The organism is Rhizobium sp. AN73, assembly GCF_030757975.1.
Classification (GTDB): Bacteria; Pseudomonadota; Alphaproteobacteria; order Rhizobiales; family Rhizobiaceae; genus Agrobacterium; species Agrobacterium arsenijevicii.
In genome coordinates this window covers 182,262-207,453 of sequence record NZ_JARWME010000001.1, presented here as the reverse complement: position 1 = coordinate 207,453, position 25,192 = coordinate 182,262, and the positions used below count along the sequence as shown (strand labels likewise).

The following is a 25,192-nucleotide window of genomic DNA, read 5'->3' as shown; positions in this document are numbered from 1 at the left end:
TCCTCACTTGACCGGATAGCTGAACGATGTGCGGGAGATGAGGGAAAAGATCCCCATCATCAGCGAGGAAATGACCAGGTAAAGCAGCGTGATCGAGAAATAGACCTCGAATGAGCGGAAGGTATCTGCTTCGATCTGCTGCGCCACCGAGGTCAGTTCGTAAGCCGCAATCGAGGTGCAGACAGAGGTGGTCAGCGTCAGCATGATGAACTGGCTCGTGAGCGACGGATAGACCGCGCGCAGCGCCGGTTTGAGAATGATGTGCCGGAAGATCTGCGCCCGGTGCAGGCCCAGTGCCAATCCCGCCTCAACCTGACCCTTGGGAATGGAATCGACGCCGCCGCGAATGATTTCAATGGCATAGGCGCCGCCGTTCAACGCCAGCGCGATGATGGCCGTGACCGTGGGATTGAGCTTGATGCCGATCTGCGGCAGGGCGAAGAAGATGAAGAATATCTGCACCAGAAACGGCGTGTTGCGGATGGCCTCCACAAAACCGATGACCAGGCCGCGCAGCAGCTTGAAGCGCGAGCGGCGGGCCACGACGCCGAGAACCCCGATGACGGTGGCAAGCGACATGCCGGCGATTGCAAGGCCGATCGTTGCAAGACAGGCCAGAAGCAGCTCGGGCAGACGGTCTATGACCGCCGAAAAATCGAGACTGTAAGACATATTTCCTCCCAACCCGTTCGGGTCCGAACAGGCGTTTCGCCTTGTTCGTATCGCCTTGGAAACCCTGCGGCTCCAAAGCCCTCCGTTTGTTTTTGCTGTACCGCGGAAGCTCCACACTTCTCTTGCAACATAGCGTTAACCTGAATGTTTGTACCAGTTAGTTCAATTTTGTGTCAAGCGTCAACTCCGGTTAAAAACAGCTTAAAAGTCACTTTTTGTTCATTTAAGCCGCTCTGAAAAGTCGTTTTTTATCAATGGCTAATGTGATTAAGCGCAAGCGTTTTCATTGCGCGGCCGCGCCATTCCCATCTCCCCGGCAAGAGCGCCCGAGACCGCTCATTTTCGCGAAAACCTGCCGTTATTCTTTGCTTGCTCCCAGCCTGTCGATCTGCCCGGCGAGGCGCTCGGCGATCAGCAGCGAAGACCCCGTTGCCGTCACCATTTGCGGTAGCGACATCCATTCGAGCATCCAGCCCGCGCCCGAACGTTCCTGTTCGTGAACGAGAGACTGATGCAACGCCGAAATCTGCACGGCGTTGAAGCGCGCCAGCGTCACCAGCGTTTCCGCATTGACCGGGTTTTGCTTGTGCGGCATGGCCGATGAGCCGCCACCGCCGCTCATGCGGATTTCCGTACCGATTTCGGCCAGAAGGGCGATATCCTGCCCGAACTTGCCGAGCGTTCCGGTGACGAGCGACAGCAGATTGCCGAATTCGACGATGCCGTCGCGCTGGCTCTGCCATTGCGACCGGTCGGAAAGGCCAAGCCGCATGGCGAGATCGGCACGCACCGCACCGGCCTTGTCGCCGAGCTTTTCCAGCGTGCCGGCCGCGCCGCCGAACTGAAGGGCAAAACCGTTCTGCAAAAACGTATCGAGCCGCACCAGATGGCGCTCCAGCGGGGCGATCCAGCTCGCCACCCTGTCGGCGACGGTGATGGGAATAGCGGCCTGCATGCGGGTATATCCCGTCAGCGTGTTTTTGCCGTCGCGAGCCGAGATATCACTCAGCGTATCGATAAGGCGGCCGAGCCGGGCCGCGATGATTTCCGTCGTTGCCTTCAGCCGCAACATCAGGCTGGTATCGATGACATCCTGGCTGGTCGCGCCGAAATGCAGCTTTTCCGCAGCAGCGCCTGCGATTACGGTGCGCATCTGCCGGACGAGTTCCGGCACCACGACGCCGTCTTTGGCAACGCCATGGCGAAGTGCGGTGATATCGGCGGCAAAATTAGAAAGGCCTGAGACGATCGCCTCCGCCGCATCCGCCGCAATGACATCAGCTTCGGCTTCCGCCTGCGCCAGCGCCGCCTCGAAGCGGATCATGGCGTCGATATCCGCTTTCGCCGAAAACAGTTCGACGATTTCACTGTCGCCGAAAAGGCCTGACAGAAACGGATGTTCGAAGGGGGAAAGGCTCATCTGGGGTTCCGTTTAACTTTCTTTTGCGCGATATGCGTCAAATATCGAAAAACACGGTTTCGCCCTCGCCCTGAAGGCGAATGTCGAAACGATAGATGTTTCCCGCTTCCTTCTGGGCAACGAGCGTGGCGATGCGGCTTTTCTGCTCGACGCGGGCAAGAACCGGATCGGCGGCATTGGCGGCCTCTTCCTCGGGAAAATACATGCGGGTCTGCAGGCCGATATTGATGCCGCGCGCGACGATCCAGAAGGTGATGTGCGGCGCCATCGGCCGGCCATCCCGGAACGGCACCTTGCCGGGCTTGATCGTCTCGAAAACGAATTCGCCGGTATCCATGTCGCCGGGCGAGCGGCCCCAGCCGGTGAAATTCGGGTCCGCCTGGCCGCGTGTTTCGCTGGGGCTGTTGTAATAACCGTCGGTATCTGCCTGCCAGATCTCGATCAGGGCGTCTTTCAGCGCATTTCCCGCGCCGTCATAAACCGTGCCGCGCACGCTGATGCGTTCGCCGCGGGCTTTGTCATTATAGAGCGCGCCGGAGCCGAGGTCCTTTTCGAACACGCCCTCGATGCCGACGAAATTGGGGGTGCAGCCGATGTGGACATATGGTCCTGCCGTCTGCGAGGCTGATTCCTTGAGGTAACCGAGCGGCTGGACCATGATCAGTTGCCTTCCTTGCGGTTTTCGAAAAATGTAGAGCGGCGACCGCGAAGCACGATATCGAATTTGTATGCCAGCATGTCCATCGGAATGTTCGAGTTCATGTCGAGCGGCGCGATCAGCCGCTTGATCGCATCCTCGTCCGGGATGGTTTTGACGATCGGACATTTCCAGATCAGCGGGTCGCCTTCGAAATACATCTGGGTAATCAGTCGCTGCGCAAAACCGTGGCCGAAGACCGAGAAGTGAATATGGGCGGGCCGCCAGTCGTTGACGCCGTTCGGCCAGGGGTAAGCGCCCGGCTGGATGGTCTTGAACCAGTAATAGCCGTTTTCATCCGTGATGGTGCGGCCGACACCGCCGAAATTCGGATCGATGGCGGCGAGATAGGTTTCCTTCTTGTGGCGATAACGCCCGCCGGCATTGGCCTGCCAGAATTCCACCAGCGCGCCGTCCACGCCGCGGCCGCGTTCGTCCAGCACCCGGCCGTGAACGAGGATGCGCGGGCCGATCGGCATTTCGCCGGGGCGGGCGTAATTGAGGATGAGGTCGTTATCCAGCTCGTTCAGCATGCTATGGCCGAAGACCGGGCCGGTGATCTCGCTTTTGGTGCCTTCCAGCGAAATCAGGGCGCGCTGCGGCGAACGCAGGACCGAGGTTTTGTACCAGGGTGCATAGGCCAGCGGATGGATATCGCGGTCGCGTGCGAAGAAAGGCCCCGTTTCGGGCGGTACATTGCTCATTTCGTCTCCTCCTCGTCGCGAGAACTATCGGTCTTCATGCCGGCCAGAGCAAGCTTGGCGGTCTTGAAGGCATGGTTGGCGGCGGGCACACCGGCATAGATCGCGACATGCAGCAGCGCTTCGCGAATATCCGCTTCGGTGGCGCCGGTATTGGCGGTGGCGCGCACATGCATGGCAAGCTCCTCGTCCTGGCCCAGTGCAGCAAGCAGAGCGATGGTGACCATCGAGCGCTCACGCTTCGTCCAGTGGTTGCCGGACCACACCGTTCCCCAGGCCGCTTCGGTGATGAGCTGCTGAAACGGTTGGTCGAAGCCCGTCGTCACCGTCTGCGCGCGGTCGACGTGGGCGTCACCGAGCACGGCACGGCGCGTCTTCATGCCCTGCTCGAATCTTTCGTTCTTGTCCATATGGTCCGCCATCGGTCAGTGCTCCGGCAAGGTCTTCAGAAAATCGCCGACCGCCTGCGCATAGGCAAGCGGCTGTTCAAGGCATGGAATGTGGCCGCAGCGCGCAACGGTGGCGAAGCGGCTTGCGGGAATAAGATCAGCCATGGACTGCACCAGCGCCTGTGGCGTCGAGCCATCCTCATCACCCGCAACGCAAAGCGTCGGAACGTTGATGCGGCCCGCCTCCTGCGTGAAATCAGCATCGCGAATGGCGGCGCAGGTGCCGCTGTAACCGGCAGCCGGCTGTTGCGAAAGCATGTTGCGCGCGCCCGCATAAATCGCATTGTCCGGCTGGCGAAAGGCGGGCGTGAACCAGCGCTCCATCACCGGATCGATCAACGAGGCAAGGCCGTCAGCGGCGATCTTGTCGATGCGGGTGTTCCACATCTCGGCGGTGCCGATCTTGTGGGCGGTGTTGCTGAGGACCAGAGCGCGGACCAGATCGGGACGACGAGCATAAAGCCCCTGCGCGATCAGTCCACCAACCGAAAGACCCCAGATGACCGCTTTTTTGACGGAAACATGATCGAGGAGCGTGATCAGGTCGTCGGCGTGATCGTCCACCGAATAGGGCGCGCGGCCGACATCGGACAGGCCGTGGCCGCGCTTGTCATGCAGGACGAAAGCATAATCGTCGCCGAGCGCCGCCATCACCGCATCCCAGATGCGGAAATCGGTGCCCAGCGAATTGATGAAGGCGATGACCGGCTTGCCGCTTTCCAGTTCGTACGCACGATAATGGATCGCGTTTTCGCCACAGCGCAGAAATTGCATGTGTACTTCCTCCTGTTGGTGATATTGCAAGCGCGTTCCGGTTAAGTAAAATGACATTATCGGTGAAAAATATAACCTGTGGATTATATGTGCGATGGTCGAGCAGCGTATCAAGTTCCGGCATCTTCAGACTTTCGTGGAGGTGGCGCGCCAGAAAAGCGTCATTCGCGCCGCGGAAATCCTGCATGTCAGCCAGCCGGCGGTGACGAAGACCATCCGCGAGCTGGAGGAGGTCCTCGGGGTCACGTTGTTCGACCGTGAGGGGCGCGGCATTCGCATCAGTCGCAGCGGCGAGGTGTTCCTGCGCCATGCCGGCGCGACGATGACCGCACTTCGCCATGCTGTCGATTCCGTCTCGCAGGAGGCGGCGCATTCCGGCCTGCCGGTCCGGGTTGGGGCCTTGCCGACCGTTTCGGTGAGGATCATGCCGAAAGCCATGGCCGGTTTTCTCTCGGAAAAAACCGGCAGCCCGGTCAAGATCGTCACCGGTGACAACGCCGTGCTGCTCGAGCAATTGCGCGTCGGCGATCTGGATCTCGTCGTCGGTCGTCTGGCCGCACCGGAAAAGATGACGGGCTTTTCCTTCGAGCATCTCTATTCGGAAAAGGTGCGGTTCGTGGTGCGCGCCGGCCATCCGCTGCTGTCACCGGGCATTTCGGTTTTCGATCACCTGCACGAGTTTCCGGTATTGATTCCCACCCGCCAGTCGGTGATCGGACCGATCGTCGAGCAGTTCCTGATCGCCAACGGCGTGCCGGCTTTGCCAATCCGCATCGAAACGGTGTCGGATGCGTTTGGCCGCGCCTATCTGCGCACCAGTGATGCCGTCTGGATCATTTCGGAAGGGGTAATTGCCGGCGATGTCGCTGATGGTATTCTGGCGATCCTGCCGGTCGATACCGGCGATACCAGCGGCCCGGTCGGGTTGACCGTGCGGGCCGATACCCAACCGTCGCTACCGCTTTCGCTGCTGATACAGGCCATTCGCGAAGCCGCGCGCGAATTGCTCGACCCGAAATCCGAGGCTGCCTCCCGCCTGTAGGCCAACTTTTCTCAGTAAGGAAGCCCGACATAGTTTTCCGCAAGCGCTGTGGAGGCGGCACGGGAATGGACGAGATAATCCAATTCCGCTTCCTGGATACGCTGGCCGAAATCTCCCGTATCGGGGAAACGATGCATCATGGTCGTCATCCACCAGGAAAAGCGCACGGCCTTCCAGATGCGTGAAAGCGCTTTCTGCGAATAGGAATCGATGCCGGCCTTCGATCCTTCGCCGTAAAATTCAATCAGCGCTTCGCTCAGATAATGCACGTCGCTGGCGGCGAGGTTGAGGCCCTTGGCGCCCGTCGGCGGCACGATATGGGCGGCATCGCCGGCCAGAAACAGCCGCCCGAAACGCATGGGTTCACAAACGAAGGACCGGAGCGGCGCGATGGATTTTTCAAAGGAGGGCCCCGTCACCATGGCATCGGCATGGTTTTCCGGCAGGCGGCGGCGGATTTCATCCCAGAAGCGATCGTCGCTCCAGTCCTCCGGCCGGTCTTCCAGTGAACATTGCAGATAATAACGGCTGCGGGTGTGCGAGCGCATGGAACAGAGCGCAAAGCCGCGTGGATGGTTGGCATAGATCAGTTCGTGGCTGACGGGCGGCACTTCGGCCAGAATGCCGAGCCAGCCGAAAGGATAAATCTTCTCGAATTCCTTGATCGCGCCCTGCGGCACGGATTTGCGGCTGACGCCGTGGAAGCCGTCGCAGCCGGCAATAAAATCACAATCGATCCGGTGGGTTACGCCGTCTTTCTCATAGGTGACATAGGGGCTGGCGCCATCGAAATCATGCGGCTCCACATTCGCTGCTTCATAGATCGTCGAGAGCCCGGCTTTTTCGCGCACATCCATCAGGTCGTGCGTCACCTCGGTCTGGCCATAGACCATCACGCGTTTGCCGCCGGTCAGATCAAAGAGGTCGACACGGTGATCGCGCCCGTCGAAGGTCAGCGAAAAACCATCATGCGGCAGGCCTTCCCTGTGCAGGCGTTTATCGGCACCGACCTTTTCCAGAAGGTGCACCGTGCCTTCTTCCAGCACGCCGGCGCGGACGCGGCCAAGGATATAATCCTTGCTGGCACGGTCGAGAATGACGGTATCGATGCCCTCATTGGCAAGCAGCTGGCCAAGAAGCAGGCCTGAAGGGCCGGAGCCGATGATCACGACCTTGGTGCGCATTGTCTGTTTCCTCCCGGAACTGTCTCCTGTCAGGAAATTGACCAAGGCGGATCACAAGCTCAATGGACTTTCTGATCCGTTAATTGCACAATTCGACCATGATACGGGGAGGTGAGGTCACATGCGCGTTGCGGCCAATGACGGACTATATGGCGAAGAGGCGGCGCAAGGCACTGAATTTCGCTTTCATTGCGAGACACTTTTTTCCAGAAGCAGCCTGCACCGCTTTGAAATCGGCCTGCACCGCCATGCCGCGTTCCTGCAAATCTTGTACATTTGGGGCGGTGAGGGCGATGCGCTGCTGGATGGTCGCATCGAGGCCATCCGCCCGCCGGTCGCCATTGTCGTGCCGCCGGGTTTCGAGCACGGCTTCCGGTTTTCGCGCGATATTGGCGGGGTGATCGTCACGGTGCTGCCGGGTGCGCTCGCCGCATCCGTACAGGCGTTGTTGCTCAGGAATTTCCAGCGGCCGACATTGCTGCCGCTACAGGATTTTGCCGAGGGCGACCGTCTGCGCGGCGGTTTCGAACAAATCTCCGGGGAATACGAGGCTCGTGAGATCGGCCGCGACGCCATGATCGAAGGTCAGCTTGCCTCCGTCGTCACGCTTCTCGCACGGGCGACGCGGCCCTTGATGGAGGGAACCGGCGAAGGGCTTGCTGAACGGCGGTTCGAGCTTTTGTTATCACTGATCGCCCGCCATATCCGCGAGCCGCGCAAGGCGGAGTTTTATGCGCAGAAGCTCGGCCTTTCCGAGACCCATCTGAACCGGCTCGTGCGTTCCGTATCCGGCCTCAGCCTGCAACGGCTGGTTGCCAGACGCCAGATCGAGATTGCCCAACAGGAGTTGATCTTCACGGTATCGACCGTGCAGATGATCGCGGAAGGTTTAGGATTCGCCGATCCGGCCTATTTCAACCGCTTTTTCAAGCGGGAAACCGGCATGACGCCAAGGGTATGGCGGCTGGCTGAGCAGCGAAAAATGGGAGATGACGGCGTGCGGGAAAACCTGTCCCAGACCCGGCCTCAGACCAGCATTCTCTCCAGTTCGCGCTGAACGGCCAGAAGCGCCGGCAGATAACGTTCCACCAGATCGTCCATCGACGCCATGGAGGCGGCAAGCCCGACATTGAGCGCGGCGACCGTCTGCCCGCGCACGGTTTTTACCGGCACGGCGATGGAACGAAGGCCGATTTCCACCTCCTGATCGATGAGGGCATAACCGCGATTGCGGGTCGCCTCGATTTCGGCAAGCAGGGCATCCATATCGGTGAGCGTCTTTTCCGTGCGCGCCACCAGCTTGGAGTTTTCCAGCACTTCACGTTGCCGCTCCGGCGTGAGGGCTGAGGAGGAGAACGCGGCCCATGGAGGTGCAATAGGCGGGCAGGCGCGAGCCCGGCATGAGCGCGATGGACATAACTCGCTGCTGGGCAGCGCGGGCCACATAAACGATTTCGGTATCGTCCAGAATGGAGACAGACGTGCTCTGGCCGATCTCTTCCGAAAGGCGATCGAGCAGCGGCTGGACGATGCGTGGCAGCGGCATGGTGGCAAGACAGCCGGTGCCGAGCCGCAGCACCTTGGGCGTGACGGTGAAGAACTTGCCGTCATAGGCGGCATAACCCATCTCGGACAGTGTGAGCAGACAGCGCCGCGTGGTCGCGCGGTCAAGCCCCGCGATTTCCGCCGCGTCGGAAATGGAGAGGCGTGGACGCTCGGCGCTGAACGCCTCGATGACCTTCAGCCCCTTGGCGAGACCGCCCATCATGTCTCTTTCGTTGATGGCCATGTCGCAACTCCATTTGTGCGATATACGAACAAAAATCATATAACGCACAAAATTCTTGCCGTCTAGGCGGATTCGGATTTAGCTCTCCGCCAAGCGGCCTTGCGGGTTCAACCGTTCGGCTGGATGGAGGATTGATATGGACAAGACAATCAACAGCGCAGCCGAGGCCATTTCCGGTATCGGTGACGGCGCGACGGTGATGATCGGCGGTTTTGGCGGCTCCGGCGCGCCCATCGAGCTGATCCACGCCCTGATCGACAAGGGACCGAAGAACCTGACGGTCATCAACAACAATGCGGGCAACGGCCGTATCGGCATTGCCGCGATGATCGATGCGGGCATGGTCAGGAAGATGATCTGCTCGTTTCCGCGCTCATCCGATCCGCGCGCTTTTACCGACAGGTATCTGGCCGGCGAAATCGAACTGGAACTTGTGCCGCAGGGCACGCTTGCCGAGCGTATCCGTGCCGGAGGTGCCGGCATTCCGGCATTCTACACCCCGACAGCCTTCGGCACCGAGCTTGCCAACGGCAAGCCGATCGCCGAATTTGACGGCCGGTCGTATGTTCAGGAGCGCTGGCTGAAGGCGGATTTCGCCATCGTGAAGGCCGAGCTTGGCGATACCTATGGCAACCTCACCTACAACAAGGCCGGGCGCAATTTTAACCCGCTGATGTGCATGGCGGCGGCCACCACCATCGCGCAGGTTTCGACGATCGTCGCTGCCGGTGAGATCGATCCTGAGCATGTCGTCACCCCCGGCATCTTCGTCAACGGCGTCGTGCAGATCGCCGATCCGCAACAGGAAGAAGTCCTCATTCGCGCGGGAGTAGCCTACGCATGACCCAGCCAATCAACACCCGCGACGATATCAAGCTTTCCAACGCCCAGATCGCCTGGCGTGCGGCACAGGACATCGAGGATGGCGCTTACGTCAATCTCGGTATCGGCTTTCCCGAAATGGTGGCGCGTTACCAGCCGCCCGGCCGTCAGGCCATCTTCCATACCGAAAACGGAATCCTGAATTTCGGTGAAGCGCCGCCGGAAGGCGAGGAGGATTGGAACCTCATCAATGCCGGCAAGAAGGCCGTGACGCTGAAACCCGGCGCCTCCTTCTTCCACCATGCCGACAGCTTCGCCATGGTGCGTGGCGGCCATCTGGATGTGGCGATCCTCGGCGCCTATCAGGTGGCGCAGAACGGCGATCTCGCCAATTGGCGCGTCGGCTCCAAGGGCGTGCCCGCCGTCGGCGGCGCCATGGATCTGGTGCATGGCGCAAAGCAGGTTTTTGTCATCACCGAACATGTGACGAAGAACGGCGAACCGAAGCTCGTCGAAAAATGCGCCTTTCCGCTGACCGGCGTCGGCTGCATCACCCGCATCTATACCAGCCATGCCGTGATCGACGTGGTGGATGGCCGCTTCGTGCTGCGTGAAAAGTTGGCCGCGATGACATTTGACGAATTGCAGGCCATGACCGGCGCGCCTCTCCACGTCGATGGCGAGGTCACCGATCTCGTCGCCCCGGAACTGTGAGGAAAAACCGATGACTGATGCATTCATCTGCGATTATATCCGCACGCCGATCGGCCGTTTCGGTGGTGCGCTTTCCTCCGTGCGGGCTGACGATTTGGGGGCCGTGCCTTTGCGGGCGCTTGTCGAGCGTAACCCCTCCGTCGATTGGGAAGCCGTCGAGGACGTGATCTTCGGCTGCGCCAATCAGGCCGGCGAGGACAACCGCAACGTCGCGCGCATGTCGCTGCTGCTCGCCGGCCTGCCGGTCTCGGTAACGGGAACGACTATCAACCGGCTTTGCGGTTCGGGCATGGATGCCGTCATCGCCGCTGCCCGTGCCGTCAAATCCGGTGAGGCCGAACTGATGATCGCCGGCGGCGTGGAAAGCATGAGCCGTGCGCCCTTCGTTCTGCCGAAGGCGGAAAGCGCCTTTTCGCGCAATGCCGAAATCTACGACACCACCATCGGCTGGCGTTTCGTCAACCCGTTAATGAAGGCGCAATATGGCGTCGATTCCATGCCGGAGACGGGCGACAATGTTGCCGTCGATTATCAGGTGTCCCGCGAAGATCAGGATGCGTTCGCCGTCCGCAGCCAGAACAAGGCGGCTGAAGCGCAGGCTAATGGTCGTCTCGATAAGGAAATCGTGGCGGTAACGATCCCGCAGCGCAAGGGCGATCCGCTGGTCGTCTCGAAAGACGAACATCCGCGCGCCACCAGCCTCGAATCGCTGGCGAAGCTGAAGCCGGTAAACAAGCGCGATGGCGCAACGGTGACAGCGGGCAATGCGTCCGGCGTCAATGACGGTGCGGCTGCGCTCATCATTGCCTCTGCGGCGGCGGCCAAAAAATACGGCCTGACGCCGATTGCCCGCATTCTCGGCGGTGCTGCAGCGGGGGTTCCGCCCCGCGTGATGGGCATCGGCCCGGCTCCGGCCTCGGCTAAGCTGCTGGCACGGCTCGGCCTGACGCAGGAACAGCTCGACGTGATCGAACTCAACGAGGCCTTCGCCAGCCAGGGTCTCGCAACGCTTCGCCAGCTCGGCATTGCGGACGACGATGCGCGGGTGAATGCGAACGGCGGCGCGATTGCACTCGGCCATCCGCTCGGCATGTCCGGTGCGCGCATTGCCGGCACCGCAGCGCTTGAACTGTCGCTGACCGGCAAGCGTTATGCGCTTTCCACCATGTGCATCGGCGTCGGGCAAGGCATTGCCGTGGCGCTCGAGCGGGTTTGATAGGCCAGCGGCATTCGGCCATAGTAATGGTGCGAATGCCGCTGCCGCCCTGTCTTCACCTATGTCGGCAGGTGCTCAGGAACTCCACGCATGATTTTCTCGCGTTGGTGCATTCCAACTCCCCTCATTCCTGTGCTCGTCACAGGAATCCAGCCGGCGCGCGTCCGCGCGGCGGAGAGGGTCCTTTCAGCCCAAGGACTTGGGCTGGCTGGATCTCTGTGACAGGCACAGAGATGAGGGAGGGAAACGCACTGAAAAAAGCAGACCCCGCACTGACACGTCGGCCCTGAGCCTTTATGTCGTGCGCTACGGCCTTCCCTGACGAAATCCTCCGGCATGCGTTGGATTCCATCATCATCCGTGACATGTTTTGCGAGATATGACAGGAATCTTTCCGTCTACGGGGTGCCCCATGAAACGTCCGACCATCACAGATGTCGCAAACGCCGCCGGCGTCAGCGTTGCCACCGTCGACAGGGTGTTGAACGGTCGCCTGCCGGTGCGGGAGGAAACCTCGCGGCGGGTGTTTGAGGCGGCGGAGAAGATCGGCTTTCATGCCACCAACATCATTCGCCAGCGTATGATGGCCGATCTGCCATCCTACAATCTCGGTATCATTCTGCGGAAAGAACGGCACTCCTTTTACCAGACATTTGCTGACGAGTTGGAGCTTGCGGCACGCAACGTCAGGGAGCGCCATCTGAACCTGCGCATAGAATTTGCCCAGTCGGGCGAACCAAGCGAGCTTGCCGCACTTCTGACCGGCATGAAAGGCCGGGCGCACGCCGTGGCGGCCACCGGGCCTGACCATCATGACGTCACGGCGGCCGTCGAGGCGCTGAAAGCCAAGGGTATTCCCACCTTTTCGCTGCTTTCCGATTTCGCCCAGGGCGTGCGGGAAGCTTATCTCGGCGCAAATAACATGAAGGTCGGGCGCACGGCGGCCTGGATGATCTCGCGGCTGGCGCGCAGCCAGGGCAAGGTGCTCCTGCTGCTCGGCGGCCACCGTTTTCACGGCCATTCGCTGCGGGAAACTGGCTTTCGCAGCTATATGCGGGAATATGCGCCGGAATTCGAGGTGATGGACGCGCTGATCACGCTTGAAACGCGGCGGCTGACCTATGAGCTGGTCATGGACACCATCGCCAAACACCAGGATCTCGTCGGCATCTATTGCATCGGCGGCGGCATGGAAGGCGTGATCGAGGCCCTGCAGCAGGAGAACCGCCAGGAAACCATCGTCTGCCTCGTCAACGAGTTGACACCGGAATCCCGGCAGGCGCTGCTTGAGCGGCGTATTACCGGCGTGTTCCAGACGCCGCTTCGTGAACTATGCGCCGACCTCGTCGCCACCATGGTTCACACCATCGAGCACGGCATGGCGGAAACGCCGGGGCAGAGATTTGTGCCCGCCCATCTGTGGGTTCCTGAGAGCCTTTGATGGTTTGATAGATTCTATCATAAATGCCGCGTCTCTTTCTATCAGCCATGATGGTTTTGCCCCTCGAAGACGCGTTGACGCCGGCCCCGGACTAGGAAAATGTTGCCGGCATGTGGAGCGGTCAGGAGGCTGATCCACGACAATAATGATGTTTCAAGGTTGCTGCCCGCCGCAGATATCCATCTTCGGCGAAGGGCATCCTTTTGCCGGCGATTGGCTGCGGCGCGATGCGCGCAGAGCCTTGTGGCCGGTGCTTTTCAAGAGTTTCGGAGGAGGACGACATGAAAAGACATTTTGCGATTGCGGCTTTGGCCACCATGCTGGCGACCACGGCTTCCGCTCAGACCATCGGCGTTTCGATGGCCCTGTTCGACGACAATTTCCTGACCGTGCTGCGCAACGGCATGATCGACTATTCGAAGGGCATGAATGGCGTCTCGCTGCAGATCGAGGACGCGCAGAACGATGTCGGCAAACAATTGAGCCAGGTGCAGAATTTCATTGCCGCCGGCGTCAATGCCATCATCGTCAATCCCGTCGATACGGATGCGACGGTGGCGCTCTCGCAGGCCGCCGCCAAGGCCGGCATTCCGCTCGTTTACGTCAACCGCCAGCCGGTCAATCTCGACAGCCTGCCGGACAAGCAGGCCTTCGTCGCTTCCGATGAGAAACAGTCGGGAACCTTGCAGACGCAGGAAGTCTGCCGGCTTCTGAAGGCGGCGGGCAAGACGGAAGCCAAGGCCGTGGTGATGATGGGTGAGCTTTCCAACCAGGCGGCCCGCATGCGGACGCAGGACATCAAGGATGTGGTCGCCACCCCGGATTGCAGCTTCATCAAGCTTGTCGAGGAGCAGTCCGCCAACTGGTCGCGCACGCAGGGGTCGGACCTGATGACCAACTGGCTCTCGGCCGGTGTTGAGTTCGATGCGGTGATTTCCAACAATGACGAGATGGCGATCGGCGCGATCCAGTCGCTGAAGGCGGCCGGCCGGCCGATGGACGGCGTCATCATCGCGGGTATCGACGCGACGCAGGACGCACTTGCCGCGATGGCAGCGGGCGATCTGGATGTCAGCGTGTTCCAGAACGCCGCCGGTCAGGGCAAGGGCGCGGTGGATGCAGCGCTGAAACTCGCCAAGGGGGAGACGATCGACAAGAAGGTTTTCGTGCCCTTCGAGCTCGTCACGCCCGCCAACCTTAAGGATTATCAGGCGAAGAACTGAGGCCGGCATTCACTGGGAATGCCGGGAATAAACCAGGGCCGCTGATGAAAAAGCCGGCCAAAGGCCGCGGTCTCTTCTCCCGGACCGCGGCCCACTCTTTCCGTAACGACCTCAACAGCTACCGACGACAAGGAAGCGTATATGCGCATCGCCATCGACCCGTTCATGCACCGCCATCTCAGCCTCGAAGCTCTTCCCGCCAAGGTGCGCGAACTCGGCTACGACTGGATCGAGCTCAGCCCGCGCGCCGATTTCCTTGAATGGTTCAAGGCGCCGCGCGTGTTTCCCGAGAGGATCCGCTCGTTCAAGAAGGCGCTGGCGGCTGAAAACGTCAAGATCGCCTCGCTGCTACCAATGTATCGCTGGGCCTCCAATGACGAGACCGAACGACAGGCGGCGGTGAAACACTGGAAACGTGCCATCGAGATCGCCATCGAACTGGAGGTCGACACGATGAACTCCGAATTCGGCCGTGGCCCGCATCCCGACAAGGGGTCATGTTATTGCTGCCATACCGGCTCGATGATCGAGGCCTGCGAGGATGCCTGGTGGCGCTCCATGGAAGAGCTGGTGCCGCTCTTTGAGCGCGAAAACATCAACCTGCATGTGGAGCCGCATCCGGAAGACTGGTGCGAGACGCTGCAGCCGGCCCTCGACATCATCCGCACCGTCAATTCGAAGAATGTGAAGTTCCTCTATTGCGCGCCGCATACCTTTTATTTCGGTGATGACACCAAAGCCATGCTGCGCGAAGCGAAGGATGTGCTCGCCCATGTGCATGTGGGCGACACGTTCAACCACAAGGCCAGCTCCGGCCTTCGCTACATTCTCAACCCGCCCGGCACGCAGGCGCGGGTGCACCAGCACTTGAATATCGGCCAGGGCGAAGTGCCGTGGGACGACTTCTTCGGCACGCTCGCGGAAATCGGCTTCGACGGCATCATGACCTCCTGCGTCTTTGCCTGGGAGGACAGGGCCGATGAATCCGGCAAGTTCATGTGTGCTGAGATCAATAATTACATCGAAAAATACCGCAAGTGAGGTTTTTCCCATGACTGTGAGAATTGGTGTCATCGGCACCGGCGCGATTGGCCGCGACCATGCCCGCCGCATAAACAAAGTCCTTGGAGGCGCAAAGGTCGCGGCGCTGAGTGACGTCAACCCGGCATCCGCCGAAGCGGTGCGCAATGACATAGCCCCGGATGCCGTTATCTTCGCGACCGGCGAGGAACTGATCGTATCACCGGATGTGGATGCCGTGCTGGTCACCTCCTGGGGGGCGACGCATGAGCAATATGTGCTGGCGGCCATCGCCGCCGGCAAGCCCTGCTTCTGCGAAAAACCGCTGGCGACAACGGCGGAAGGCGCAAAACGCATTGTTGACGCCGAAGTGGCGCAGGGCAAGCGGCTGGTTCAGGTCGGCTTCATGCGCCGTTATGACGCCGGCTACGTGGCGCTGAAACAGGCCGTCGACAGCAGGATCGGCGCGCCCATCATGGTGCACGCCGCACATCGTAATCCAACCGTTCCGGAGCAATATGTAACCCCGATGGCGATCCACGACACGATGATCCACGAGATCGACGTGCTGCGCTGGCTGCTTGATGATGACTATGTTTCGGCCCGGGTTCTCTTTCCCCGTTCGGCGGCCAGAAGCCATACGCGGCTGAAGGACCCACAGATCGTCATTCTCGAGACTGCCAAGGGCACGATCATCGACGTCGAAATCTTCGTAAACTGCCACTATGGTTATGATATCCAGTGTCAGGTGGTCGGCGAAGATGGCATTGCCAGCCTGCCGGAGCCGATGTCGGTGCAGACGCGCCTTGGCGCCAAGCTGCAGAACGACATCCTCACCGACTGGAAAGACCGCTTCATTGCCAGCTACGATGTGGAGTTGCAGGACTTCATCAATGCTGCGGCGAATAAAACAGCGGCCGGACCGAATTCCTGGGATGGTTACGTGGCCGCCATCACATCCGATGCCTGCGTCGCCGCGCAGGAAACCGGCGGCGCTGCGGTCGCCATCGACCTTCCCGCGCGTCCCGCCCTTTACCAGTGAGGTTTTTCATGCGTTTTGCCATCAATCACATCACGGCACCGAAGCTGTCGCTCGCAGAATTCTTCGCCGCCGCCCGCAATCTCGGCCTTACCGAAGTCGAAATCCGCAACGATCTGCCTGACATCGTCGGCACGGTGGAACCGGAGACAGTGAAGGCGGCCGCCGAAAAGGCCGGCGTAACGATCATCTCGATCAACGCGCTTTACCCCTTCAACGTCTGGTCGGGCGACCTGCCCGCGCGGGCCGTTGCCATGGCCGATTATGCCGCGGCAAGCGGCGCGAAGGCGCTCGTCATGTGCCCGCTCAACGACGGCGCGGCGGTGTCTTTCGACGATCTCGTGGCAGCGCTGAAGGCCATGAAGCCGATCCTTGCGGAACGCGGCCTGACCGGCCTCGTCGAACCGCTCGGCTTCCCGATCTCGTCGCTGCGCACCAAGGCCGAGGCCGTCAGGGCCATCGACGCCGCCGGCGGTGCAGATGTCTACAGGCTGGTGCACGACACCTTCCACCACCATCTCGCCGGCGAGACGGAGTTCTTCCCGGAACGCACGGGCCTCGTGCACATTTCCGGCGTCACCGACCCTGCCGTCTCCGTCGCCGACATGCTCGACGCCCACCGCGTTCTGGTTGATGGCGACGACCGGCTGGAAAATATCGCCCAGATCAGGACGCTCGAGGCGGCCGGTTATAAGGGCCCCTACAGCTTCGAGCCTTTCGCGACGGAAGTTCACGAGCTAAGGGATCCGGCGGTCGCCGTGAGGGACAGTATCGACCATATCTCCCAGGGTCTTTGACGGCCTCGCCGCTCGCGGTGAACCGCGGGCGGTGTTTTATTCGCTAGTTAGAGTCGAACCCGATGATGGTCATTCCGGGCGACAAAACCTCTCCTATTTTACTTTTCTGCAAACGGTGTGGGACAGATCGTGTCGAGCGTCTAGTCTACTTCTCTGTGGCCCGATCTATGCTGCTGCTTTCGAGGGATCCGGTGAAAACTCCAACAAGAAGATGTTGTTGAGTCACTGTTAACGACCCGCCACCGAGGATATTTTTAATGTTAATGTCCCAGCATATCTTATTGGTCGATACTCAAGTGATTTTGCCATTTTTCCATAGTATATTTTGAAATTTCCATTTAATTCTTCATTTTTTGCTAATTTATTAAGCTCCAGAAGTTGTACATCTTTTGGCTCATTGTACATGTTTTGAAGTAGACACGGCGTTCCGGAGCACTTAATCCTCGAAGATATGTGGTCGTAATATTCTGAGAAGTAGAAGGATATAGTCTTCTTGTCGTCTAATTTTATATCGCAAATCCTCCCTCGATAGCACGACACTCTTCCTTGAGTTCTCAATCCTTCAAGTTCTAATATGTAATATATTTTTATGTGATTCTCGTCGGAGTAAGCATTATTATGATATGTAATACTAATAAAAGCGGAAACTAAAAAAGAAAATGCAACGTTATACTTTTTATACATAAATACACCCTTGATATAAATATAAAAGTTGGTATGTTTTATTTAAATTCCCTGCATTATATAATTTATTATTCGATTAGAGTAAATAAAGTTATCTATCAAATATTTATACTAATTTTTTGGAGAAGAAATAATGTCCAAGGTTGAATCTGCGCCGCTGCCTCCATTGCCAGGAACAGCAACGCTCTCCTTAACAGAGAAAGATAGGGCGGGTGTAAATCGTTGGATAGATGGCCGGCTGAAGGATCTTCTGACGGGGGATGGATCATATCGACCCGACGGCCCGAAACTGCCAGTCAGTGATATCTATGATAATGTCAAGAATTTTTTGGATAAAATGGGAAGGATAAAAAATGAGATCTATGATCCTTTAAATATAGTGCGTGATAAAATAAAAGAACATGAAGGGAATATGGCCGCACTACTGGACCTAAAAGACAAATTTGAGTCAAACGTTTTATCAACGCCCGATAGAATTCAAGTTGCGCCTCCAAGGAAGGGTGGATGGACAAAGACGCCAATAATTGACCCTAGAGGCGAGGATTTCCCTGCGTCATATACGGGGCAGTATGAAATTAACGCTCTCAAAAGTATAGTAAATAGACCAAGCGGGGCAGGAGAGGCAGAGTTCCGGCCAATTGAGCGAAATTCCCTGTTTAATTCCGTGACTCTTAATGAAATTTCTCGCCAAGTTATGTTAACATATGATGCGTGGAAGAAATACGAAAAAGCATTTTCGGATTTTAGTCGCACATCGAAATCCAGCAACAAAAATTATTGGCCTGAATACAAGGCTATCGATAATCTGCGGAGAGAAGCGCAAACGGCTTTTGCAGAGGCGTTTGATTTCGGCGCTAAAATTCTGGGTGTGCCTTTAGACGATCTGATTGCACCCGTGAATGAAGCTATAAAAGCTCTGCGTAAACAGCAAGAGACTATTAAGGTTGGGGCGGCTGCGAAGGCGGAGGCTGAGCGTCAGGCGGCTGCGAAGGCTGAGGCTGAGCGTCAGGCGGCTGCGAAGGCGGAGGCTGAGCGTCAGGCGGCTGCGAAGGCTGAGGCTGAGCGTCAGGCGGCTGCGAAGGCGGAGGCTGAGCGTCAGGCGGCTGCGAAGGCGGAGGCTGAGCGTCAGGCGGCTGCGAAGGCTGAGGCTGAGCGTCAGGCGGCTGCGAAGGCCGAGGCGGAACGTCAGGAGGCGGCGCGACAGGAGGCCGCGAGGGCGGAGGCGGCGCGGCGGGACGCTGAGAGGGCAGAAGCGGCGCGGCGGGAGGCAGCGGCCAGGGCGGAACGTGACCGGCTGGCATTCGAAGAAGGCCGCCGCCAAAGCGAACTGCAGATGCAGCGCCATCTGGAGAGACTCAGACAGGAAGAGCAATTTCGAAAAGAAAGCCAGGAGCGCCAAAGGCAATGGGATCTCCAAAGGCAACGTGAAGCCGAGGAACAACGCAGGCGCGCTGCTGCCGATCAGGCGCGGCGAGATGCTGAACAAGAGCGTCTCAGAAGAGAAATGGACAGCATTCGGATAATTGGCGCAGGCAATGGCAGGCGCCCGGCTCCAGGAATACCTGTTCCACAACCACGCCCGGGGCCTGTCCCCACACCGCGACCGTCTTGGCGACCCGGATTTGCGGGGGCTCCAGTCGTGCTTGATTTGAATAACGATGGTCGGCTGGACTTGACGACGCTGCCAAGTATCGCTGAGTCAAACGGTGTATCTCCGGCTTTTGATTGGAATGGCGACGACCTGCGTGATAGGACAGCATGGATCGGACCAAATGACGGCCTGCTCGTTATCGATCTTGGCAAGAACGATGCAGCCGGACCTGATGGTCAGATCAATCGGCCGGAAGAAGTTGCTTTCTCACTCTGGAAATCGGAAGAGCAGCGAGTGGCTGAACTCAAAGCGCAAGGTATTGATGATACCGGTCGTCCGGTGACCGATCTTGAAGGTCTGCGTTTTGCTTTTGACACCAATCACGATAATATTCTCGACAATCGTGATGCTCGATGGAGCGAGTTCCGCATCTGGCAGGACTTCAACCAGAACGGCGCAACGGACGAAGGTGAACTTAGCACGATGGAGGCTGAGGGTATTACCTTCATCGACCTTCTGCCGTTGGAGCAGGGCGCAAAATCGTTCCCTGACGGCTCGATGATCACCGGGACAAGTTCTGCGAAAAGGATAGACGGGACATCCATTCTCGTCGGAGACGTTGCTCTCGCTTACCGGCCTTCTCAATCGGGGCTTTAAGTTTCCGGGAAACGGCGACTGGCGTATCGCGCTTACGAGCGCGCGCCAGTTGCCGTCCAATCGTGTTTCAAACTTATTTCATGCGATCCCCGCGTCATTTTTCGACGCCGCTATTCAAGCAAGTGCGATGAGACAAAATACAGCCATGCAAGGCCCCGCTGATGTTGATGACGCACAAAAAAACGATGCAGCGAGTTTCTCCAGTAAGGGGATCATGACAGCGGCCTTGTCGCCCTGTGTGCGATCGCCTCTCATTATCGCATCGCCGCAGCCCCCAAAAGGCTGACGCATGAACTCGCCATTTCCGGCAGGTCACATTCTCGGGATATTTTACGAGCGGCGAAGAATATCGGCCTGAAAGCAAGGCTGATACAGACCAAGGACGAAAAGCGTATTTCGTCTTTGCCAACTCCGGCGATCATCTGTTTTGCCGATGGGAGCTATGGTCTATATCTCGGAACGGCAAGCAACGGCATGCACAATGTCGCCGACCCTGTGAGCCTGGCCATTCGTCACGTGGATACCGCTGCATTGCTGGAAATGAGTGACGGCGGTTTCATTCTGGTCCAGCGACGGTTTACAGGGCCGGGGGCTTCCAGAGAAACATTCGGTTTTCGATGGTTCCTTCCATCGCTGTTTCGTTATCGTAAAGCGTTTGGCCATGTCCTGATCGCCTCACTTTTCGTGCAGATTTTCGCACTTGTAACGCCTTTGTTTTTTCAGGTCGTGGTGGACAAGGTTCTCGCCCACAGAAGTTATTCGACCCTCATTGTTCTGGTTATAGGGCTTGTCGCGATCGGATTGTTTGACGTCATCCTGCAATATCTCAGAACCTATGCTCTGGCTCACACCACCAATCGTATCGATGTCGAGCTTGGCCAGAGGCTGTTCCGTCATATGATGAACCTGCCGTTGAGCTACTTCGAAACGCGGGCAGCCGGTCAGACCGTTGCCCGTATCCGCGAGCTCGAGACCATCAGGGACTTTCTCACGGGGCAGGGGTTATTCTCGGGTCTCGATCTTATTTTCACGGCAGTCTTCATATTTGTTCTGTTTTGTTATTCAACGACCTTGGCCTGGATCGTGGTTGCCTCGATACCATTCTACATACTGATAGGCATTCTGATCCGGCCATTTCTAAAGGAGCGGATTGACGAGAAATTTGACCGTGGCGCCTACAGTCAGCAATTGCTGGTGGAGACCGTTGTCGGCATCCAGACTCTGAAAGCATCAGCCGTCGAGCCGGTCGTTTCCGCGCAATGGGAGGAAAGACTGGCGGCTTATGTACGCTCGTCCTTCGGCGCGACAATGCTTGCTGCCAAAGGACAAAATGCCATTCAATATATCAGCAAGGTCACGAGTGCGGCGCTGCTGTTGTTTGGGGCGCAATCCGTGATCAATGGCGAACTGACGGTTGGAGCGCTCGTCGCGTTCAACATGATTGCCAGCCAGGTTTCGCAGCCGATCCTGCGACTTTCACAACTCTGGCAGGATTTTCAGCAAGTTCAGATATCGGTTTCAAGGCTGGCGGATATTTTGAACGCCCCTGCGGAACCGCGACCGAAAATCGCCGTCAATCTGCCGCCGCCCAAGGGCGCATTGGAATTCAAGCGAGTTAACTTCCGCTATCGACCCGATGCGCCGAATGTCCTGAACGATATCAACGTTTCTATCCGGCCGGGTGAGGTCGTGGGGATTGTGGGAGCTTCCGGTTCAGGGAAATCCACTCTCACAAAACTTGTTCAGCGGTTCTATCTCCCGGATAGCGGTCAGGTGTTTCTGGATGGGCAGGACATTTCTCAAAGTGACCCCGCGTGGCTGAGAAGTCATATCGGCGTGGTGTTGCAGGAGAACATGCTGTTCAACCGCACTGTGCATGACAATATTGCTTTCAGTAACCCGGCAATGTCGCGCGAAGTTGTTATCCGAATGGCGCTGATGTCCGGTGCGGATGAGTTTATTACGAAGCTGCCTCGCGGTTACGATACGATGATCGAGGAGCGCGGGGCAAATCTCTCCGGTGGCCAGCGGCAAAGGATAGCGCTGGCTCGCGCTCTGGCAACCAATCCGCCCTTGCTTATTCTGGACGAGGCGACGAGCGCATTGGACTATGAAAGCGAGCGGATTATTCTCCAGAACATGCGTGATATTGTTCGGGGACGAACGGTCATCATCATCGCTCACAGACTGGCGACTGTTCGCTATTGTAATCGCATCATCGGCATGAAAGACGGCGCCATCACCGAGCATGGGACACACGAAGAGTTGCTCGCTCGACCTGATGGGACCTATGCGCATCTCTGGAACCTTCAAAGCGGAAGTGTTTTCGCGTGAAAATCGATGCCCGCTCCACCCGTCGCGCAAGATCCCATGGCAAAAGAAACGAAGAGGCTCTCCGCGAGGATATGGAGTTTCTTCCAGCGGCTCTTGAAATACTGGAGACACCGCAGTCGCCTGTCCGGATTGCATTTTTATGGTTCATCTGCATCCTGGCAACGTCGCTGCTGGTTTGGGGATGGTTCGGCAAATTTGACATCGTCGCAACAGCGCAAGGTAAGATCCAACCGATCGGGCGTGTAAAAATCATTGAATCGCTTGAGCACGGAAAGACCAGTTCTGTCGCTGTTGGCAATGGGGATGTCGTCAAGGCCGGGGATGTTGTTGCCGAACTTGACGACACTGAAACGAGGGCCGACGAGGTCGCGAAATCAGGTAGTTTCAACACTCTTCAAGCGGAAATTCTGCGGCGGGCTGTCTTGCGTGAGGCGCTCGCCGAATTGAAAATGAGCCTGTGGCAACAGGCGGACAAGTCGGAATATCCACTATTGGCTTTTCCCGAAAACATGCCGGAATTGATACGCTTGCGCGAGCAGACAGTATTTGAGGCCGATCTCCGGGGCGTATGGGCCAACATCCATAGTCTGGCTGCCCAGCGCCAGCAGAGACAAGATCAGATTGTTGGGCTGACGGATGCGATCGCCTCTCAGCGTGAACTCGTCCAGACACTGGAGCAGCGGGTGACGATGAGGTCGCAACTGCTTCAGTCTCGCGCTGGCTCCCAGGTCGAAGTCATCGACGCTACGCAGGTGTATCAGGAGGCGAAATCGGCTTTGGCCGACAAGCTTGCCCAATTAATGGGCGCAAAGGCGGAAGTGAACGTTGTCATCGCAGAGGCCGAGAAGCTCGTTGAAACAGCCTCCACCGACAATGCAAACCGCTGGTTGGATGCGCAACGGGCAATGGACGAGCTGGAACAGGAGTTGATCAAGGTGCAGCGCCTTCAAATCCGCTCACCGATCGACGGGGTCGTTCAGCTCTCATCCATCACGGCCGTTGGCCAGGTTGTGACGGCAAACGTCGAATTAATGCGTATTGTTCCACTTGATGCCGACCTTGAGATTGAAGCATATTTGCCGAACAAGGATATCGGCTTTGTAGAGCCGCAGCAGTCCGCCGTCATAAAGGTCGAAGCATATCCTTATACTCGATTTGGCGTGTTGAAAGGAGAAGTTAAGCGCGTCTCCTCGGATGCCATTCCAGAACCGGATGCTCAGAATCTTGAGTCAACAATGGCGCAATCTGCTCAATCCATCATCCCAACGGGCAATGCGCAGAGAGTGCAGAATCTTGTATTCCCCATCACTGTCACCCTTCAAGACAGCGTTATGCAAATCAACGAGGGGTCTGTGCCAGTTACACCTGGCATGAGTGTAACGGTTGAAATCAAAACGGGACAACGCCGCATTTTGGAGTATTTGTTTTCGCCGTTGGTGGACGTTGCTTCCGAATCGATGAAGGAAAGATGATTTCAAAATTGGTTCAGCGCACGGCGCAAAACCGGCAAAAAAGACAGAGAAATCAATTCCGCTTTTACGGATGATGCTGTAGTCTTTGCGTGACAAAACAGAGCAGCAATCAGGCTCGGGTAATCTTCAGATCAACTGCGTTGCGCAGGCTTTCTGCCCGCACCATCCGTAAAAGAGTGGTTGAATTTCCCCTTTATGAAAATAGACAGGAAAACGACGCTTAAGGATGTGGCGAAGGAAGCGAATGTTTCGCTGAGCACGGCCTCGCATGCCATCAACGGTACGGCGTCGTTGACCACGCAGGTGCGTGAGCGGGTGCTGGAAGCGGCCCGTTCGCTCGGTTATCTCGAAAACCGCCGGCAGAAGGCGACGATTGCCACCCTGCGTGTCGTGTTGCTGGCGATGACCAATGATGCAGCGCCGCAGAGCGATCTCAACATGGTCAGCTGGACGATGCTGAATGGCTTCCGGCGCGAATGCGAACGGCGCGGCATCCGCATCGTTCCGTTCGTCGGCGCCACAAACCGGCTTGACCCTCTGGTGGTGGCGCAGGCGGCGGTTGCCGATAATGTCGATGGCATCGTGGTGTTGAACGACGACAGGCCGCAGTTGGTGCAGGCGCTTGCAAAACTCGGCAAGCCGGTGGTGCTGATCAATGGTGAAGACCCAGCCATGATTGTCGATACGGTGACGGCCGAGAACCGTTTCGGCGCCCGCCTTGGCATCGAGCATCTACTTGCCCTTGGTCATCGCAATATTCTGCACATTACCTGGAAGGGCCGCACGACGATCCGTCGCCGTTACGACGGCTATAGCGATGCCTTTCTTGCGGCGGGGTTTCCTGTGCCCACGGATATGGTCATCGAGGTGGAGAGTTACGAACCGCAATGGGGTGAGGCCGCCATTCGCAGCCTTCTTGCCGAAGACCGCCCGCTCAGAAACGCCACGGCCATTTTCTGCGCGGCGGACAATCTGGCGCTCGGCTGTCTGAAAGCCCTGACGGAAGCCGGTGTCCGAGTTCCCGATGGCGTTTCGGTATTGGGTTTCGACGACATCATGCCGGCCGCCTTCAGCGCGCCGCCGCTCAGCACCATTCAATTGCCCGCCGACAGGCTGGGCGGTGCCGCCCTTTCGCTTCTGGAACAGCGGCTTCTCGCCGCCGACCCGACCCGACCCGCACACCGGCTGGAACTCGGCTGTCGCCTTGTGCTGAGGGGCAGCATCGCGGTGCCGCCGAAGTAGCTGCCTTGCCGCTCAGGCTGGTGGTAGAATGTCTTTGGACAGCTAAATTTCCACCCGTCATTCCGGCCTTGAGCCGGAATCCAGCCGACGCGCGTCTGCGCGGCTGAGAGAGTCCGTCCAGCCCAAGGACTTGGGCTGGCTGGATACCGGCTCAAGGCCGGTATGACGGGGTGAGGGTGGCGCCCTACAATGTCAGCAACCGTTGATGGGCT

Annotated in this window: 21 protein-coding genes and 1 pseudogene; 14 read left to right on the top strand and 8 right to left on the bottom strand. The window is 58.2% G+C overall.

The window, feature by feature from the left end:
• Window positions 1–3: 3 nt before the first annotated feature.
• The 6 genes from RBH10_RS00855 to pcaD form a co-directional block, all read right to left on the bottom strand.
• Entirely contained in the window at window positions 4–672 is a 669-nt protein-coding gene (locus RBH10_RS00855) for an amino acid ABC transporter permease (protein ID WP_045022345.1), read from the bottom strand.
• 358 nt (window positions 673–1,030) lie between these two features.
• Window positions 1,031–2,092, bottom strand: coding sequence for a 3-carboxy-cis,cis-muconate cycloisomerase (locus RBH10_RS00850; protein ID WP_281039269.1), 1,062 nt, complete (start codon window positions 2,090–2,092; stop codon window positions 1,031–1,033).
• Window positions 2,093–2,129: 37 nt separating this feature from the next.
• A complete protein-coding gene (gene pcaG / locus RBH10_RS00845; protein WP_281039268.1) occupies window positions 2,130–2,750 on the bottom strand; it encodes a protocatechuate 3,4-dioxygenase subunit alpha in 621 nt (206 codons plus the stop codon).
• A 2-nt stretch (window positions 2,751–2,752) separates the two neighbouring features.
• Window positions 2,753–3,493: a protocatechuate 3,4-dioxygenase subunit beta gene (gene pcaH / locus RBH10_RS00840; protein WP_281039267.1), complete on the bottom strand. Its 741-nt coding sequence runs from the start codon at window positions 3,491–3,493 to the stop codon at window positions 2,753–2,755.
• A complete protein-coding gene (pcaC, locus tag RBH10_RS00835) occupies window positions 3,490–3,912 on the bottom strand; it encodes a 4-carboxymuconolactone decarboxylase (protein ID WP_045022336.1) in 423 nt (140 codons plus the stop codon). Before pcaC ends, pcaH begins: the two co-directional genes overlap by 4 nt.
• A gap of 3 nt (window positions 3,913–3,915) precedes the next feature.
• Window positions 3,916–4,713 carry a 3-oxoadipate enol-lactonase gene (gene pcaD, locus RBH10_RS00830; RefSeq protein WP_281039266.1) on the bottom strand — a complete coding sequence of 266 codons (798 nt, stop codon included), beginning with the start codon at window positions 4,711–4,713 and terminating at the stop codon, window positions 3,916–3,918.
• Between the two features lie 94 nt (window positions 4,714–4,807).
• Between pcaD and pcaQ the strand changes: the two genes are divergently transcribed.
• The gene (pcaQ, locus tag RBH10_RS00825) at window positions 4,808–5,755 is read left to right on the top strand and encodes a pca operon transcription factor PcaQ (protein WP_281039265.1); all 948 of its coding nucleotides are present in this window, start codon (window positions 4,808–4,810) and stop codon (window positions 5,753–5,755) included.
• Window positions 5,756–5,766: 11 nt separating this feature from the next.
• Here pcaQ and pobA read toward each other — a convergent pair whose 3' ends face one another.
• Window positions 5,767–6,939: a 4-hydroxybenzoate 3-monooxygenase gene (gene pobA / locus RBH10_RS00820; RefSeq protein ID WP_281039264.1), complete on the bottom strand. Its 1,173-nt coding sequence runs from the start codon at window positions 6,937–6,939 to the stop codon at window positions 5,767–5,769.
• A gap of 121 nt (window positions 6,940–7,060) precedes the next feature.
• On the opposite strand from pobA, the gene RBH10_RS00815 reads away from it, so the two are divergent.
• Window positions 7,061–7,996, top strand: coding sequence for a helix-turn-helix domain-containing protein (locus tag RBH10_RS00815; RefSeq protein ID WP_281039263.1), 936 nt, complete (start codon window positions 7,061–7,063; stop codon window positions 7,994–7,996).
• Here the strand turns inward: RBH10_RS00815 and RBH10_RS00810 are convergent.
• Window positions 7,966–8,728: pseudogene (locus tag RBH10_RS00810) on the bottom strand (IclR family transcriptional regulator). The gene RBH10_RS00815 and the pseudogene RBH10_RS00810 overlap by 31 nt on opposite strands.
• A 136-nt stretch (window positions 8,729–8,864) precedes the next feature.
• Here RBH10_RS00810 and RBH10_RS00805 point away from each other — a divergent pair.
• The 12 genes from RBH10_RS00805 (at window position 8,865) to RBH10_RS00750 (ending at window position 24,980) form a co-directional block, all read left to right on the top strand.
• Window positions 8,865–9,572 carry a 3-oxoacid CoA-transferase subunit A gene (locus tag RBH10_RS00805; protein WP_281039261.1) on the top strand — a complete coding sequence of 236 codons (708 nt, stop codon included), beginning with the start codon at window positions 8,865–8,867 and terminating at the stop codon, window positions 9,570–9,572.
• A complete protein-coding gene (locus tag RBH10_RS00800; RefSeq protein WP_281039260.1) occupies window positions 9,569–10,264 on the top strand; it encodes a CoA transferase subunit B in 696 nt (231 codons plus the stop codon). Before RBH10_RS00805 ends, RBH10_RS00800 begins: the two co-directional genes overlap by 4 nt.
• Window positions 10,265–10,274: 10 nt before the next feature.
• Window positions 10,275–11,480, top strand: coding sequence for a 3-oxoadipyl-CoA thiolase (pcaF, locus tag RBH10_RS00795; protein ID WP_281039259.1), 1,206 nt, complete (start codon window positions 10,275–10,277; stop codon window positions 11,478–11,480).
• A 412-nt stretch (window positions 11,481–11,892) separates the two neighbouring features.
• The gene (locus RBH10_RS00790) at window positions 11,893–12,921 is read left to right on the top strand and encodes a LacI family DNA-binding transcriptional regulator (protein WP_281039258.1); all 1,029 of its coding nucleotides are present in this window, start codon (window positions 11,893–11,895) and stop codon (window positions 12,919–12,921) included.
• Between the two features lie 281 nt (window positions 12,922–13,202).
• Complete coding sequence (locus RBH10_RS00785) at window positions 13,203–14,144, top strand: sugar ABC transporter substrate-binding protein (protein ID WP_281039257.1); 942 nt, start codon at window positions 13,203–13,205, stop codon at window positions 14,142–14,144.
• A gap of 141 nt (window positions 14,145–14,285) precedes the next feature.
• Window positions 14,286–15,185 (top strand): sugar phosphate isomerase/epimerase family protein, encoded by a 900-nt coding sequence (locus RBH10_RS00780; protein WP_281039256.1) that lies wholly within the window; start codon window positions 14,286–14,288, stop codon window positions 15,183–15,185.
• Window positions 15,186–15,195: 10 nt separating this feature from the next.
• Window positions 15,196–16,206 carry a Gfo/Idh/MocA family protein gene (locus RBH10_RS00775; RefSeq protein WP_281039255.1) on the top strand — a complete coding sequence of 337 codons (1,011 nt, stop codon included), beginning with the start codon at window positions 15,196–15,198 and terminating at the stop codon, window positions 16,204–16,206.
• Between the two features lie 8 nt (window positions 16,207–16,214).
• A complete protein-coding gene (locus tag RBH10_RS00770) occupies window positions 16,215–17,000 on the top strand; it encodes a TIM barrel protein (RefSeq protein ID WP_281039254.1) in 786 nt (261 codons plus the stop codon).
• Between the two features lie 817 nt (window positions 17,001–17,817).
• Window positions 17,818–19,932, top strand: a complete 2,115-nt coding sequence (locus tag RBH10_RS00765; protein ID WP_306180361.1) for a hypothetical protein — start codon at window positions 17,818–17,820, stop codon at window positions 19,930–19,932.
• A 234-nt stretch (window positions 19,933–20,166) separates the two neighbouring features.
• A complete protein-coding gene (locus RBH10_RS00760; RefSeq protein WP_281039326.1) occupies window positions 20,167–22,266 on the top strand; it encodes a type I secretion system permease/ATPase in 2,100 nt (699 codons plus the stop codon).
• A complete protein-coding gene (locus RBH10_RS00755) occupies window positions 22,263–23,738 on the top strand; it encodes an HlyD family type I secretion periplasmic adaptor subunit (RefSeq protein ID WP_281039252.1) in 1,476 nt (491 codons plus the stop codon). The genes RBH10_RS00760 and RBH10_RS00755 overlap by 4 nt, the downstream gene beginning before the upstream one ends.
• Before the next feature lie 195 nt (window positions 23,739–23,933).
• Window positions 23,934–24,980, top strand: coding sequence for a LacI family DNA-binding transcriptional regulator (locus tag RBH10_RS00750; RefSeq protein ID WP_281039251.1), 1,047 nt, complete (start codon window positions 23,934–23,936; stop codon window positions 24,978–24,980).
• The last annotated feature ends 212 nt before the right edge of the window (window positions 24,981–25,192 follow it).

What these genes read in the sequence shown, in the direction of transcription:
- RBH10_RS00855 (WP_045022345.1), bottom strand. Translation starts at nt 672, where the DNA reads ATGTCTTACAGTCTCGATTTTTCGGCGGTCATAGACCGTCTGCCCGAG.
- RBH10_RS00850 (WP_281039269.1), bottom strand. Translation starts at nt 2,092, where the DNA reads ATGAGCCTTTCCCCCTTCGAACATCCGTTTCTGTCAGGCCTTTTCGGC.
- pcaG (WP_281039268.1), bottom strand. Translation starts at nt 2,750, where the DNA reads ATGGTCCAGCCGCTCGGTTACCTCAAGGAATCAGCCTCGCAGACGGCA.
- pcaH (WP_281039267.1), bottom strand. Translation starts at nt 3,493, where the DNA reads ATGAGCAATGTACCGCCCGAAACGGGGCCTTTCTTCGCACGCGACCGC.
- pcaC (WP_045022336.1), bottom strand. Translation starts at nt 3,912, where the DNA reads ATGGCGGACCATATGGACAAGAACGAAAGATTCGAGCAGGGCATGAAG.
- pcaD (WP_281039266.1), bottom strand. Translation starts at nt 4,713, where the DNA reads ATGCAATTTCTGCGCTGTGGCGAAAACGCGATCCATTATCGTGCGTAC.
- pcaQ (WP_281039265.1), top strand. Translation starts at nt 4,808, where the DNA reads ATGGTCGAGCAGCGTATCAAGTTCCGGCATCTTCAGACTTTCGTGGAG.
- pobA (WP_281039264.1), bottom strand. Translation starts at nt 6,939, where the DNA reads ATGCGCACCAAGGTCGTGATCATCGGCTCCGGCCCTTCAGGCCTGCTT.
- RBH10_RS00815 (WP_281039263.1), top strand. Translation starts at nt 7,061, where the DNA reads ATGCGCGTTGCGGCCAATGACGGACTATATGGCGAAGAGGCGGCGCAA.
- RBH10_RS00805 (WP_281039261.1), top strand. Translation starts at nt 8,865, where the DNA reads ATGGACAAGACAATCAACAGCGCAGCCGAGGCCATTTCCGGTATCGGT.
- RBH10_RS00800 (WP_281039260.1), top strand. Translation starts at nt 9,569, where the DNA reads ATGACCCAGCCAATCAACACCCGCGACGATATCAAGCTTTCCAACGCC.
- pcaF (WP_281039259.1), top strand. Translation starts at nt 10,275, where the DNA reads ATGACTGATGCATTCATCTGCGATTATATCCGCACGCCGATCGGCCGT.
- RBH10_RS00790 (WP_281039258.1), top strand. Translation starts at nt 11,893, where the DNA reads ATGAAACGTCCGACCATCACAGATGTCGCAAACGCCGCCGGCGTCAGC.
- RBH10_RS00785 (WP_281039257.1), top strand. Translation starts at nt 13,203, where the DNA reads ATGAAAAGACATTTTGCGATTGCGGCTTTGGCCACCATGCTGGCGACC.
- RBH10_RS00780 (WP_281039256.1), top strand. Translation starts at nt 14,286, where the DNA reads ATGCGCATCGCCATCGACCCGTTCATGCACCGCCATCTCAGCCTCGAA.
- RBH10_RS00775 (WP_281039255.1), top strand. Translation starts at nt 15,196, where the DNA reads ATGACTGTGAGAATTGGTGTCATCGGCACCGGCGCGATTGGCCGCGAC.
- RBH10_RS00770 (WP_281039254.1), top strand. Translation starts at nt 16,215, where the DNA reads ATGCGTTTTGCCATCAATCACATCACGGCACCGAAGCTGTCGCTCGCA.
- RBH10_RS00765 (WP_306180361.1), top strand. Translation starts at nt 17,818, where the DNA reads ATGTCCAAGGTTGAATCTGCGCCGCTGCCTCCATTGCCAGGAACAGCA.
- RBH10_RS00750 (WP_281039251.1), top strand. Translation starts at nt 23,934, where the DNA reads ATGAAAATAGACAGGAAAACGACGCTTAAGGATGTGGCGAAGGAAGCG.